Here is a 14,943-nt window from a genome sequence, read left to right on the forward strand (position 1 = left end):
CCCGACAAGCCACCTTCGTTCATGTCGCGAGCAACCTCGTTATTTTTGTATGGCTTTGCCGTTTTCCCAGGCTTTTTGCAGCGCAGGCCAGTAATCCCGGTTGGCTTCAATCATCTCATCAAGGATCGCTTTCGCATGCTGCATGGTGGGCACGGTTTTGTTCAGCGTAAAGGCCTGCAACGCTTTTTCGTAGCTGCCCTCAATGGTGGCTTCGACCAGAAGTTGTTCAGAGGCCAGTTGCTGCATCAGCAGGGTCTGGTGGAATAAAGGCACCGCCCCCATACGCACCGGCTCCGGACCTTCGCTGGTAATATAGGCAGGCACTTCGACCATCGCATCGTACGGCAAATTGGCAATCGCGCCTTTGTTTTCCACAATCACCAGATGGCGCTGACGCAGGTCAAACGCCAGTGAACAGGCGACATCAACAATAAACGCGCCATGCACGCCCACGTGGAAGGCATCCGGCAGGATCCCGCTGCGCTTATACTCCTGGGCGGCGGCAAACAGTTTTTTCTCGCGCCCGTCCATCACTTCATTGGCGCGGGTGTAGTCGGGATCCTGATGGGCGACGATCTCGTTTGGCATCAGGTAGTACTGCAAATAGGGGTTTGGCAGATATTCCGGAAAGTGATCCATGATCGGTTTGATATTGCGCCAGGTTTTCACCCATGACGGATCGGCATGCTGCGGGTCCGTTTGGGCGGCATCTTCCGTCAGCAGACCAAAACGGGCAATATGCTCGCGCAACGCCGGCAGACAATCCTCGCCATCTACGCGTACCTGGGTAAACCAGCCAAAGTGATTCAGGCCAAAGTAATCGACCTCCAGTTTATGGCGATCCACGCCGAGGATAGCGCCCATATTGCGCATCGCCGCGACGGGCATATCGCAGATATTCAGTACCCGTGCTTTCGGACGCAAACGGCGCACACCTTCGGCCACGATGGCCGCCGGGTTGGAGTAATTGACGATCCAGGCTTTTTTATCGGCGTAACGCTCCACCAGATCGATCAGTTCTACCATTGGCAGAATCGTGCGTAACCCGTAGGCCAGCCCGCCCGGGCCGCAGGTCTCCTGACCCACCACACCATGGCGCAAGGGAATTTTCTCATCCTGCTCGCGCATTTTGTACTGACCGACGCGCATCTGAGCAAAAACAAAATGTGCACCGCTGAGCGCCGTTTCGGCATTGCTGGTCACGGTAAATTTGATGCTCTGGCTGTGGTCGCGGATCACTTTCTCCACCACTGGCGCAATGGTGTTCTGCCGCGCGTCATCAATGTCATACAGGCGAATTTCCGCCAGCGGGAACGCCTCCAGTCTGACCATCAGGCTTTTCACGATGCCGGGGGTATAGGTGCTGCCGCCACCGGCGATGGATAAAATAAACGGGGGTTTAACCATTTCTGGACTCCTTCAGAGAAACATCTCAACGGCTTCTCGCATTTTTTTGACATGCAGCCCGTAGACCACCTGAACGTTATTACCTTGTTTGATCACGCCTTTTGCGCCGGTTGCTTTCAGTTGCGGTTCATCAATCGCCGCCACATCGATCACCGTCACGCGCAGGCGGGTGTAGCAGTTGTCCACCACGTCAATATTGGCGCGCCCGCCCAGACCTTCGATAATCGCTGCGCCTACGCCAGCATTACTGCCTTTTGCCTGATACTCCTGCTTGCTGTACAGACGCGTCTCCTGCTCATCATCTTCACGGCCAGGTGTCTTCATGCCGAAGTGCAAAATCAGGAAGCGGAAGATAAAGAAGTAGAGGGCGAACATAATGAGCCCAACGAGGATGTACATCGGCCAGTTGGACTTTTCGGTGCCGAGGGGCAGGTTGTAGAGCACAAAATCGATAATGCCGTTCGCACCAATGGCATGAACGCCAAGCAGTGAAAACAGCATCATGCCGATACCGGTGAGCACGGCATGCACCACAAACAGCAGCGGGGCGACAAACAGGAAAGCAAACTCGATAGGTTCGGTGACGCCGACCAAAAATGAGGTGAGCGCAGCAGGGATCAGGATCGCTTTGGCCGCGGCTTTGCGCTCGGGTTTCGCTGTCACATACATCGCCAACGCGGCGGCGGGCAGACCGAACATTTTACTGATGCCGCGCGCATCCCAGACGACGGTACTGCTGAGCTGCGTCACGCTCGGGCAGGCTATTTCGGCAAAGTAGATGTTACGTGCACCCTGATAAGTCGTACCGCAAATATCCGCCGTACCGCCGAGTTCGGTGTACAAAAAGGGCGTATAGACCAGATGGTGCAGCCCGGTCGGCACCAGAATGCGCTCAAGGAAACCGTAGACCGCAACGCCGAACGGCCCCGCGCCTTTGATCGCCATCGCCAGGGCGCTGATGCCATGCTGGGCGAAAGGCCACAGCTCGCTCATGACCACACCCAACACCATCGCCACCGGCAGCATGATAATGGCGACGAAGCAGTGACCCGAGTAGATTGCCATCGCCCCGGAAAACTGTACGCCGGAATATTTATCGTACAGATAACCTGACAGCGCACCGGTGAGGATCCCGGCGAAGACGCCCATCTCCAGTACCTGCACGCCTAACACCATGCCCTGGCCTGCGGCTTTCATCTGCGCAGCAGGCGCCAGCGCCCCCTGAAATTGCAGCATGACATTCATGGCGTTAATAAAAACGATAAAGGTCACCAGACCAATCAGTGCCGCATAGCCTTTATCCCGCGAGGCAAGACCCACCGGAATGCCGACCGCGAAGACCAGGGCAAGGTTAGCCAGTACCGATACGGCGGATTTGGCAATCAACTGACCGATTTGTTGAATAATGGTGTGGCCAAGAAAGGGCAGATACTCGGCCAGGTTGCCGTTGCCGAAGATATTTCCGCAGGCAATAAATAAGCCGACAATCGGCAAAATGAGCACCGGACCAAAGAGGGACTTACCAAAATTTTGTAGGGCATTCACGGCTCTGGACATAATGTTCTCTCTGATTAGAACCGCGCACAAAGGTGCACAGACAGCTTAACGGTAGCAGCATTCTGCGTTGTTTTTCCATCTATCTCATTGTTTTAAAAACAAATGACATGAAAAGTAACATGTTACGTTTCGCGCTGTGATCCGCGTAACAGGGCGAGCGGAAAAGCGAGACGAGACTTTGCGAAGCGCTTTCCAGAACCAAAGACACATTTTGTAATTCCTGTCGTTGCGAACAATAATGTCTGGCAATGTTCAACAGGCTGTACAGGCCAGGGATAAAGAATGAAACCGCTACGCATTGCGGCGCTGACCGTCGCGCTGTTCACTACGCTTACGTTAGCCGGCTGTGATAACAACGATAAACCGCAGGCAGCCAGCTCGCCTGCTGCGGCATCCGCGCCGCAGCAAAGCCAGGCAGCCCCCGCGCAAAGTAAAGAGAAACTGGCGCAGCTTGCCGCGCGTAGCGAAGGTAAGCCGCTCACGCTGCTGGATGCCTCTGAAGTACAACTGGACGGCGCCGCCACGCTGGTGCTGACCTTCTCCGTTCCGCTTAACCCCGATCAGGATTTTGCCTCGACCGTCCATCTGGTGGACAAGAAGAACGGCAAAGTCGATGGTGCCTGGGAACTGGCGCCGAATCTGAAAGAACTGCGCTTGCGCCACCTGGAGCCGAACCGCGAACTGTTGGTGTCGGTGGATCGCGGGCTAACGGCGCTGAACAAAGCCACGTTCGGCATTGATTACGAAAAAGCCATTACCACCCGCGACGTGCAGCCCAGCGTCGGCTTTGCCAGCCGCGGTTCGCTGCTGCCGGGCAAAGTGGTGGAAGGACTGCCGGTGATGGCGCTGAACGTCGATAATGTCGACGTGAATTTCTACCGCGTGAAACCGGAGTCGCTGGCGGCGTTTATCAGCCAGTGGGAATACCGCAACGCCCTGTCAAACTGGGAGTCGGACACGTTACTGAAAATGGCCGACCTGGTGTATACCGGCCGTTTTGACCTCAACCCGGCGCGCAACACCCGTGAGAAGTTACTGTTGCCGCTCAGCAGCATTCAGCCATTGCAACAAACCGGGGTCTACGTCGCCGTAATGAATCAGGCCGGGCATTACAACTACAGCAATGCCGCCACCCTGTTCACACTCAGCAACATTGGTCTGTCTGCGCACCGTTACCATAATCGTCTGGATATCTTTACCCAGGGGCTGGAAAACGGCGCGGCACTCTCCGGCATCGAGGTGATGCTGCTCAATGAGAACGGGCAAACGCTGGCGCAGGCCACCAGTGACAAAGACGGTCACGCAACGTTAACCACCGACAAAGAAGCGGCGCTGATCCTGGCGCGTAAAGACGGTGAAACCACGCTGCTGGATCTGAAATTACCGGCGCTGGATCTGGCGGAATTTGCCATTACCGGCGATCCGGGCTACAGCAAACAGTTCTTTATGTTTGGCCCGCGCGATCTCTATCGTCCGGGGGAAACCGTGATCCTCAACGGTCTGCTACGCGACAGCGACGGTAAGCCGTTGACCGCGCAACCGGTGAAACTGGACGTCGTGAAACCGGACGGGCAGGTGATCCGCACGGTGGTCAGCCAGCCGCAGAACGGGCTGTATCATTTTACCTATCCGCTGGAAGCCAGCGCGCAAACCGGGATGTGGCATATCCGCGCCAATACCGGCGACAACCAGCCGCGCGAGTGGGGCTTCCATGTTGAAGACTTTATGCCGGAGCGCATGGCGCTGAATATCACCCCGCAGACATCGCCGGTTGCACCAGCGGATGACGTGGTGTTTAACGTGAACGGTCACTATCTCTATGGTGCGCCCGCCAGCGGTAACACGTTGCAAGGGCAGCTCTATTTACGCCCGCTGCGCGAAGCCGTCCAGGCGTTGCCAGGGTTCCAGTTTGGCGACATCGCGGAAGAAAACCTCAGCCGCAGTCTGGATGAGGTGCACCTGACGCTGGATGACAACGGTCAGGGCGAAGTCACCACCGCCAGCCAGTGGCAAGAGAGTCACTCGCCGTTAGAAGTCATTTTGCAGGCCAGCCTGCTGGAGTCGGGTGGTCGTCCGGTTACCCGCCGCGCGCAGCAAGCCATTTGGCCTGCGCAGGCGCTGCCGGGTATCCGCCCGCAGTTTGCCTCAAAAGCGGTGTATGGCTATCGCACCGACACCACCGTCAATCAGCCGATTGTGGATGAAGACAGCAACGCGGCGTTCGACATCGTCTATGCCGATGCCGAAGGTAAGAAAATAGCAGTCAGTGATTTGCAGGTGCGATTGATCCGCGAACGTCGCGATTACTTCTGGAACTGGTCAGAAAGCGAAGGCTGGCAGTCGCAGTTCAATCAGAAAGATTTGGTTGAAGGCGAGCAGAGCCTCAACCTGGCGGCGAATGAAACCGGTAAAGTGACCTTCCCGGTGGAGTGGGGCGCCTATCGTCTGGAGGTGAAAGGGCCGGACGATACCCTCAGCAGCGTGCGTTTCTGGGCCGGTTACAGCTGGCAGGATAACAGCGACGGTGCGGGCGCTGTTCGTCCTGATCGCGTCACCATGAAACTGGATAAACCGGCCTACAAACCGGGCGATACCGTCAAGCTGCACGTGATTGCGCCTGCTGCGGGCAAAGGCTATGCGATGATCGAATCGGCAGAAGGCCCGCTGTGGTGGCAGGAAATTGATGTGCCGGCAGACGGCCTCGATCTCTCCATTCCTGTCGATCAGAAATGGCAGCGCCACGATCTGTATATCAGCACGCTGGTGGTCCGCCCTGGCGACAAGTCGAAGTCCGCGACGCCGAAACGCGCCGTCGGTCTGCTGCATCTGCCGATGGGGGATGAAAACCGCCGTCTTGATGTCACGCTGAATACCCCGCAAAAAATGCGCCCGAACCAGCCGTTAACGGTGAAAGTGAAGGCGGCAGTGAAAAATGGCGAAACGCCTAAACAGATCAATGTGTTGCTTTCCGCAGTAGACAGCGGCGTGCTTAACATTACGGATTACGTGACGCCAGATCCGTGGCAGGGCTTCTTCGGCCAAAAACGCTACGGTGCGGATATTTACGATATCTACGGCCAGGTAATTGAAGGACAGGGGCGTCTTGCTGCACTGCGTTTCGGTGGTGACGGCGATGAAATGAACCGTGGCGGTAAACCGCCGGTCAACCATGTCACCATTATTGCCCAGCAGGCGCAGCCGGTCACGCTGGATGAGCACGGTGAAGGCACGGTGACGCTGCCAATTGGTGATTTCAATGGTGAATTGCGCGTGATGGCGCAAGCCTGGACGGCGGAAGATTTTGGCAGCAGCGAAGGCAAAGTGATTGTTGCGGCTCCGGTGATTGCCGACATGAATATGCCGCGCTTCCTCGGTAGCGGCGACACTTCCCGCCTGACGCTGGACGTCACTAACCTTACCGATCAGCCGCAAACCCTGAATGTGGCGCTGGCAGCAAGTGGATTGCTGACGCTGGAAAGTGGTCAGCCTGAAGCGGTAAAACTGGCTGCCGGGCAGCGTAAGACGTTGTTTATTCCGGTGCGTGCGCTGGACGGTTTTGGCGAGGGTGAGATCAGTGCGCAAATCAGCGGGCTGACGCTGCCGGGCGAAACGTTTTCGCCACAGCAGAAACAGTGGAAACTTGGCGTACGTCCGGCATTTGCTGCGCAGACCGTTAACAGCGGCGCGATGCTGAACCCCGGTGAGAGCTGGCATGCCCCTGCGCAGCACCTTGCCGGAATTTCCCCGACAACGCTGCAAGGGCGTGTACTGTTCAGCGGCAAACCCCCGTTGAACCTTGCGCGCTATATTCAGGAACTGAAAGCCTACCCGTACGGGTGCCTGGAACAAACCGCCAGCGGCCTGTTCCCGTCGCTGTACACCAACGCCGCACAGCTTAAAGCGCTGGGCATCAAAGGCGAGAGCGACGAGCAGCGACGTGCTGCGGTGGATCTGGGTATCTCCCGGCTGTTGCAAATGCAGCGTGACGACGGTGGTTTCTCGCTGTGGGATAAGAGCGGTTCAGAAGAGTACTGGTTAACTGCCTACGTCACTGACTTCCTGGTCAGCGCCTCCGCCCAGGGTTACAGCGTACCGACAAATGCGCTGAATAATGCCAACAATCGCTTGCTGCGCTACCTGCAGGATCCGGCGACGATGGCGATCCGTTATAGCGACGATCTACCCGCCACCAGGTTTGCCGTACAAAGCTATGCTGCGCTGGTGCTGGCACGTCAGCAAAAAGCCCCGCTGGGCGCACTGCGTGATGTCTGGCAGCGCCATGAGCAGGCCAAAGCGGCGCTGCCGTTGATGCAACTGGGTGTGGCGTTAAAACTGATGGGCGATGCGCAACGCAGCGAACAGGCGATCAACCTGGCGCTGAAAACGTCACGGGTGCAGAACAACCGCTGGCTCGCGGATTACGGCAGCGATCTGCGTGATAACGCGCTGATGCTGGCGCTGTTGCAGGACAACAACCTGCTGCCGCAAGTGCAAACGCGCCTGCTGACCACCTTGTCTGAACAAGCGTACGGTCAGCGCTGGTTATCGACTCAAGAGAGTAACGCGCTGTTTTTGGCCGGGCGTAACCTGCAAAACGCATCCGGTAGCTGGCAGGCGCAAACCTCGCTCGATGCCGCTGCATTGGGTGGCGATAATGCGCAGAGCCGTAACCTGGATGCCGATCAACTGGCTTCACTGCAGGTAACCAACAGCGGCTCAACCCCGTTATGGTTACGCCTGGACAGCAGCGGTTACCCGGACCATGCGCCGACGCCTTCCGCCAATGTGCTGCGTATTGAACGCAACATTCTGGGTACTGATGGCCGTAGCAAGTCCCTCTCATCGCTGAAAAGCGGCGATTTGGTGCTGGTATGGCTGGAAGTGAGCGCCAGCCAGAACGTACCGGATGCGCTGGTGGTGGATTTACTGCCTGCCGGTCTGGAGCTGGAAAACCAGAATCTGGCCAGCAGCAGCGCCAGCTTGCAGGACAGCGGCAGTGAAGTGCAGGAACTGCTAAACCGTATGCAGCAGGCGGATATCCAGCATATGGAGTTCCGCGACGATCGCTTTGTGGCGGCGGTTCCGGTAAGCGAAGGTCAACCCGTTACGCTGGTCTATCTGGCGCGGGCGGTGACTCCGGGTCATTACCAGATTCCTGCGCCGCAGGTGGAATCCATGTACGTACCGCAGTGGCGGGCGACAGGCGCGACCAGCGGCTCGCTAACTATCGTGCCGTAACGTGAAGATTGTGCGTCTGATGCGCACCCGCTGGCGCTGGCTGGTGGGTGCGCCCCTGTTATTGGTGCTGGCGGTGATCGCTGCGGATAACATCTGGCCGCTACCGCTCAGCGAGGTGGATCCCGCGCGCGTGGTGGTGGCGGAAGATGGCACACCGCTATGGCGTTTTGCCGATGCTGACGGCATCTGGCGCTATCCGGTGACCATCGAAGAGGTTTCGCCGCGTTACTTGCAGGCGCTGATCCAGTATGAAGATCGCTGGTTCTGGGATCATCCTGGCGTTAACCCGTTTTCCATTCTCCGTGCCGCCTGGCAGGATCTCAGCTCCGGGCGCGTGGTGTCGGGCGGCAGCACACTCACTATGCAGGTCGCCCGCCTGCTTGATCCTCACCCCCGGACTTTCGGTGGCAAAGTGCGCCAGCTCTGGCGTGCGCTGCAACTGGAGTGGCACCTTTCCAAACGCGACATTCTCACGCTCTACCTGAACCGTGCGCCCTTTGGCGGCACGTTGCAAGGAGTGGGCGCAGCAAGCTGGGCTTACCTGGGCAAACCACCTGCAAAACTCAGTTATGCCGAAGCCGCGTTGCTGGCTGTCCTGCCGCAAGCGCCAAGTCGTCTGCGCCCTGACCGCTGGCCGGAACGAGCGCAGGCGGCGCGTGACAAAGTGCTTGAGCGCATGGCGTCACAGCAAGTATGGCCTGCAGCGCAGGTGAAAGAGTCACGACAGGAACCGGTCTGGCTGGCACCCCGGCAAATGCCGCAACTGGCGCCGCTGTTTGCCAGACGTATGCTTGGTGAAAGCCGGACGTTAAAAATCACCACCACGCTGGACGCCAGTTTGCAACGGCAGCTTGAAGAGCTGGCGCTGAGTGTCAAAACGCGTCTGCCGCTGCGCAGTTCGCTGGCGATGATCGTGGTTGATCATACCGATATGAAGGTGCGCGGCTGGGTCGGTTCGGTAGACATCAATGATGACAGTCGTTTCAGCCATGTGGATATGGTCAGCGCGGTGCGCTCGCCAGGATCGGTGCTGAAGCCGTTTATCTACGGTATGGCGCTGGATGAAGGATTAATTCACCCGGCGTCGTTACTGCAGGATGTGCCGCGGCGGGTCGGGGATTATCGTCCCGGCAATTTTGACAGTGGGTTTCACGGCCCTGTCAGCATGAGCGAAGCGCTGGTGCGTTCGCTGAATTTACCGGCGGTGCAGGTGCTGGAAGCCTACGGGCCGAAAAAGTTTGCCGGTAATCTGCGTAATGCCGGACTGCCGTTGAGCTTACCGGCCGGGGCTGAACCCAATTTGTCGTTAATCCTCGGCGGCGCAGGGGCGCGGCTGGAAGATATTGCCGCCGCTTACAGTACTTTTGCCCGCGGTGGCAAAGCCGGGCAACTGCGCCTGACGCCGGATGCGCCGCTGGTGGAACGACGGTTAATGTCACCGGGCGCGGCGTGGATCATCCGCCGTATTCTGGCCGGGGAAGCGCAACCGATGCCGGACGCCGTATTGCCGCAGGTCGCGCCGCTGGCCTGGAAGACGGGCACCAGTTATGGCTACCGTGATGCCTGGGCTATCGGTGTCAATGCCCGCTACGTGATCGGGATCTGGACCGGCAGGCCGGATGGCACGCCGGTCGCCGGGCAATTTGGCTTTGCCAGCGCCGTACCGTTGCTTAACCAGGTGAACAACCTGCTGCAGGCGCGTTCGGCGCTTGAGCAGGGGAAATTGCCGCGCGATCCACGCCCGCCATCGGTCAGTCAGGGCGTGATTTGCTGGCCTGGCGGGCAAAGTTTGCCGGAGGGAGACAGCAATTGCCGTCGCCGTCTGGCGACCTGGTTGCTGGAGGACAGTCAGCCCCCCACCTTGCTGATGCCAGAGCAGGAAGGGATGCACGGCATCAATTTCCCGCTGTGGTTAAACCGTGAAGGCCGACGCGTTGCGGCAGACTGCGCGGATGCGCAGCAGAAAACCTGGATTGTCTGGCCGTTGCCGCTGGAGCCCTGGCTACCGCCAGGAGAACGGCGGGTGGCGCGTTTACCCCCGGCAGATAAGCACTGCCCGCCGCGTAATGATAATGCGCCGCCGCCACTACTGCTCAGTGGCGTGCGTGAGGGCGCGGTGATTAAGCGTATTCCGGGGCAAGCTTTTGTACTGCTGCCGGTGCAAAGCAGCGGCGGGGAAGGGGGGCGCTGGTGGTTTCTGAATGGTGAACCCCTGTCGCCGCACGAGAATTTATTGAGCCTGAAACTTGATAAGACCGGTGAGTATCAGTTATTGGTTATGGATGACGCGGGGCAGGTCGCTGCGGTGCAGTTTACTGTGCAATAACCTGTTAAATAGTGAGTTTAGTGAAAGGTGTTGCTGAAACTCGTCTTATTTTAAAAAAATGTTACCTTAATCCATAGGCAACGCCCCCGTTGCTCTTTATAATCCGCGCCAGGTCATACTCATATGTATGTACGACAACAGAACAACTTACAGAGGTAATCATGGCTATTGAACGTACTTTTTCCATCATCAAACCAAACGCGGTGGCAAAAAACGTTATTGGCGGCATCTTCTCTCGCTTTGAAGCGGCAGGATTCAAAATTGTCGGCACCAAAATGCTGCATCTGACCGTTGAACAGGCTCGCGGTTTTTACGCTGAGCACGAAGGTCGCCCGTTCTTTGACGGTCTGGTTGAGTTCATGACTTCCGGCCCGATTGTGGTCTCTGTTCTGGAAGGCGAAAATGCGGTACAGCGTCACCGTGACCTGCTGGGCGCAACCAATCCTGCGAACGCACTGGCGGGCACTCTGCGTGCTGACTACGCTGACAGCTTCACTGAAAACGGTACTCATGGCTCTGATTCCCTTGAATCTGCTGCCCGCGAAATCGCTTACTTCTTCGCTGAAGGCGAAGTGTGCCCGCGCACCCGCTAATCACCCGTTAATCTGTGTAACGAGTTTTACACTTTAATTTGTGAAATGCCGCGTGCAAACGTGGTATCTGTGCGTCAGAATTTGTACAATGCTGCGCCCCAGGATGAGCAGACGCTTACCTGGGGCGCTTCTTTTTAACCCTCCAGGGGCCATAACGTGTAATAACGAGGCCGGAATAAATTATGTCTGAACAAATTGTCATACCTGAGAACGACGCTCTCACGATCCCCAATAAAGATGCAAAAATTAACCTGCTGGATTTAAACCGTCAGCAGATGCGCGAGTTTTTCAAAAATTTAGGTGAGAAACCCTTCCGGGCCGATCAGGTCATGAAGTGGATGTATCACTATTGCAGCGATGACTTTGATGAAATGACCGACATCAACAAAGTCCTGCGCGGCAAGTTAAAAGAAGTCGCCGAGATCCGCGCGCCGGAAGTTGTTGAAGAGCAACGCTCTTCCGACGGCACCATCAAATGGGCGATCGCGGTAGGCGATCAGCGCGTTGAAACCGTCTATATCCCGGAAGAGGATCGCGCCACTTTATGCGTCTCTTCACAGGTCGGTTGTGCGCTGGAGTGTAAATTCTGCTCAACCGCACAGCAGGGCTTTAACCGCAACCTGCGCGTTTCCGAAATCATCGGCCAGGTGTGGCGTGCGGCGAAAATCATTGGTGCGGCAAGAGTCACCGGCAACCGTCCTATTACCAACGTGGTGATGATGGGCATGGGCGAGCCGCTGCTGAACCTGACTAACGTCGTTCCGGCGATGGAAATCATGCTGGATGATTTCGGCTTTGGTCTGTCCAAACGCCGCGTGACGCTCTCTACTTCTGGCGTGGTTCCGGCGCTGGATAAACTGGGCGACATGATCGACGTCGCACTGGCGATTTCCCTACATGCGCCGAACGATGAAATTCGTGACGAAATTGTACCGATCAACAAAAAGTACAATATCGAAACCTTCCTCGCAGCGGTGCGTCGCTACCTGGAAAAATCCAACGCCAACCAGGGGCGCGTGACTATTGAGTACGTCATGCTCGATCATGTGAATGATGGCACTGAGCATGCGCACCAACTGGCGGAGTTGCTGAAAGATACACCGTGCAAGATCAACCTGATCCCCTGGAACCCGTTCCCGGGCGCTCCGTATGGCCGCAGTTCTAACAGCCGTATCGATCGCTTCTGTAAAGTGCTGATGAGCTATGGTTTTACTACAATTGTACGTAAAACTCGCGGCGACGATATCGATGCTGCTTGCGGTCAGCTGGCGGGCGATGTGATCGACCGGACCAAACGTACCCTGCGTAAGCGTATGCAAGGCGAACCGATTGCGGTGAAGTCACTGTAATGTGAAAACGCAGCACGAAGAATGTGCTGCATTTTCTAAAAACGACGAATATTTGGCCTGTACGTATGCAGGTCATCAATAATTACGGTGCGTTTCTCCTGACTTTGAGGCAGTATGTAGTGATGGAACAACGGCTTAGCAAAAAGTGCTGAAAGCTGTTCTGTTATGCAAAGCCTGACAGTCTTATACTATGGGTCCAGGCTTAATTGACCCGGTTTTTTCGCGGCGCGTGTGGGCATTGCGGTCACGCGCGCCTGAATGTTTAATTTCACGTACCAGTAGTTGTAGCGAATGAATACTGAAGCCACTCACGACCAAAATGAAGCACAAACCACTGGCGTACGTCTGCGCAGCGCCCGTGAACAACTTGGACTCAGCCAACAAGCGGTTGCAGAGCGCTTGTGCCTGAAGGTTTCCACGGTACGCGATATCGAAGAAGACAGATCCCCTGCCGATCTGGCCTCTACCTTTGTGCGTGGTTATATCCGCTCTTATGCCCGCTTAGTGCACATTCCGGAAGAAGAATTACTGCCGATGATTGAAAAGCAAGCGCCGGTCAGAGCTGCGAAAGTCGCTCCGATGCAGACGTTCGCTTTGGGCAAACCGCGTAAGAAACGCGACGGCTGGCTGATGAGCTTTACCTGGCTGGTGCTGTTTGTAGTTATTGGCCTGACGGGTGCCTGGTGGTGGCAGAACCATAAAGCGCAACAGGAAGAGATCAGCACCATGGCCGATCAATCTTCTGCTGAACTCAATGCCAACAACAGCAATGAGCAGAGTGTTCCACTGAATACCGACTCCTCTTCCGCGCCGGTAGATAACTCCTCTACGCCAGTTGAACAGCCCGCGCCGACCACAACGGCTCAGGCTGTTACACAGCAAGCCCCGGCAAACACGGCTAACCAGAATGCCGTGGTACCGCCGTCTCAGGCCAATGTTGATTCTGCTCCTGCGACAATGGCGAACAATGGGCAATTGCCGACCGATCAGGCGGGCGTTGCTGGCGCGGTTGCCAACAGCAATGGTCTGGCGATGACCTTTAACGCTGACTGCTGGCTGGAAGTGAGCGACGCGACGGGCAAAAAACTGTTCAGCGGCATGCAGCGTAAAGACGCGACGTTGAATCTGGCGGGCCAGGCGCCGTATAAACTGAAAATCGGCGCGCCGTCAGCTGTTCAGATCCAGTATCAGGGTAAACCTGTCGATCTGAGTCGTTTTATCAGAACTAACCAGGTTGCGCGTCTGACCCTCAATGCCGAACAATCAGCAGTACAGTAACAGACGGGCAACGCGGGAGATTTTTCATGCATAACCAGGCTCCGATTCAGCGTCGGAAATCGAAACGGATTTACGTTGGTAATGTGCCAATCGGCGATGGGGCTCCTATCGCTGTGCAGTCAATGACAAACACCCGCACCACGGATGTTGAAGCCACAGTTAACCAAATCAAAGCCCTTGAGCGCGTCGGCGCGGATATCGTCCGCGTTTCCGTCCCGACCATGGACGCGGCGGAAGCGTTCAAACTGATCAAACAGCAGGTGAGCGTTCCGCTGGTGGCGGACATTCATTTTGACTACCGCATTGCGCTGAAAGTGGCGGAATACGGCGTTGATTGCCTGCGTATCAACCCCGGTAATATCGGCAACGAAGAGCGTATTCGCACCGTTGTTGATTGTGCGCGTGACAAAAACATCCCTATCCGCATCGGCGTTAACGCCGGATCGCTGGAAAAAGATCTGCAGGAAAAATACGGCGAACCGACGCCGCAGGCGCTGCTCGAATCTGCCATGCGCCATGTGGATCATCTCGATCGCCTGAACTTTGATCAGTTCAAAGTCAGCGTCAAAGCCTCTGATGTGTTCCTCGCTGTTGAGTCTTATCGCCTGCTGGCGAAGCAGATCGAACAGCCGCTGCATCTGGGCATCACCGAAGCCGGTGGGGCACGCGCGGGCGCGGTGAAATCGGCGATTGGCCTCGGCCTGCTGCTCTCCGAAGGGATTGGCGACACGCTGCGTATTTCGCTGGCGGCCGATCCGGTAGAAGAGATCAAAGTCGGTTTCGATATCCTGAAATCGCTGCGCATCCGCTCCCGCGGTATTAACTTTATCGCTTGTCCGACCTGTTCCCGTCAGGAGTTCGATGTTATCGGTACGGTTAACGCGCTGGAGCAACGCCTGGAAGATATCATCACGCCAATGGATGTTTCTATTATTGGCTGCGTGGTGAACGGTCCGGGCGAAGCGCTGGTCTCTACGCTGGGCGTGACAGGCGGCAACAAGAAGAGCGGCCTGTATGAAGACGGTGTGCGCAAAGATCGCCTTGATAACAGCGATATGATCAGCCAGCTTGAAGCCCGCATTCGCGCGAAAGCGTCGATTCTGGACGAAGCGCGCCGTATCGACGTGCAACAGGTAGAAAAATAACGTGACTGGGAAGCGGCTGGCTTCCCGTGTATGATGAACCCGCCAGGCGC

At 56.7% G+C, this 14,943-nt stretch carries 8 protein-coding genes; 6 read left to right on the forward strand and 2 right to left on the reverse strand.

Annotation, left to right across the window (positions count from 1 at the left end):
- Positions 1–39: 39 nt before the first annotated feature.
- Positions 40–1,407, reverse strand: a complete 1,368-nt coding sequence (locus N7922_RS06655; RefSeq protein ID WP_263099788.1) for a 6-phospho-alpha-glucosidase — start codon at positions 1,405–1,407, stop codon at positions 40–42.
- Between the two features lie 12 nt (positions 1,408–1,419).
- Positions 1,420–2,964 (reverse strand): PTS transporter subunit EIIC, encoded by a 1,545-nt coding sequence (locus N7922_RS06660; protein ID WP_263099789.1) that lies wholly within the window; start codon positions 2,962–2,964, stop codon positions 1,420–1,422.
- A gap of 282 nt (positions 2,965–3,246) precedes the next feature.
- On the opposite strand from N7922_RS06660, the gene N7922_RS06665 reads away from it, so the two are divergent.
- The 6 genes from N7922_RS06665 (at position 3,247) to ispG (ending at position 14,893) form a co-directional block, all read left to right on the forward strand.
- Positions 3,247–8,202 carry an alpha-2-macroglobulin family protein gene (locus N7922_RS06665; RefSeq protein WP_263099790.1) on the forward strand — a complete coding sequence of 1,652 codons (4,956 nt, stop codon included), beginning with the start codon at positions 3,247–3,249 and terminating at the stop codon, positions 8,200–8,202.
- Position 8,203: 1 nt separating this feature from the next.
- On the forward strand, positions 8,204–10,528 hold the full coding sequence (gene pbpC / locus N7922_RS06670) for a peptidoglycan glycosyltransferase PbpC (RefSeq protein WP_263099791.1): 2,325 nt from the start codon (positions 8,204–8,206) through the stop codon (positions 10,526–10,528).
- 161 nt (positions 10,529–10,689) lie between these two features.
- Entirely contained in the window at positions 10,690–11,121 is a 432-nt protein-coding gene (ndk, locus tag N7922_RS06675; RefSeq protein ID WP_263099792.1) for a nucleoside-diphosphate kinase, read from the forward strand.
- A 182-nt stretch (positions 11,122–11,303) separates the two neighbouring features.
- The gene (locus tag N7922_RS06680; protein WP_263099793.1) at positions 11,304–12,470 is read left to right on the forward strand and encodes a bifunctional tRNA (adenosine(37)-C2)-methyltransferase TrmG/ribosomal RNA large subunit methyltransferase RlmN; all 1,167 of its coding nucleotides are present in this window, start codon (positions 11,304–11,306) and stop codon (positions 12,468–12,470) included.
- A 291-nt stretch (positions 12,471–12,761) separates the two neighbouring features.
- The gene (rodZ, locus tag N7922_RS06685; RefSeq protein ID WP_263099794.1) at positions 12,762–13,748 is read left to right on the forward strand and encodes a cytoskeleton protein RodZ; all 987 of its coding nucleotides are present in this window, start codon (positions 12,762–12,764) and stop codon (positions 13,746–13,748) included.
- Between the two features lie 26 nt (positions 13,749–13,774).
- Positions 13,775–14,893: a flavodoxin-dependent (E)-4-hydroxy-3-methylbut-2-enyl-diphosphate synthase gene (gene ispG / locus N7922_RS06690; RefSeq protein ID WP_263099795.1), complete on the forward strand. Its 1,119-nt coding sequence runs from the start codon at positions 13,775–13,777 to the stop codon at positions 14,891–14,893.
- Positions 14,894–14,943: the final 50 nt, after the last annotated feature.

It is taken from the genome of Kosakonia sp. ML.JS2a (genome assembly GCF_025642095.1).
Classification (GTDB): Bacteria; Pseudomonadota; Gammaproteobacteria; order Enterobacterales; family Enterobacteriaceae.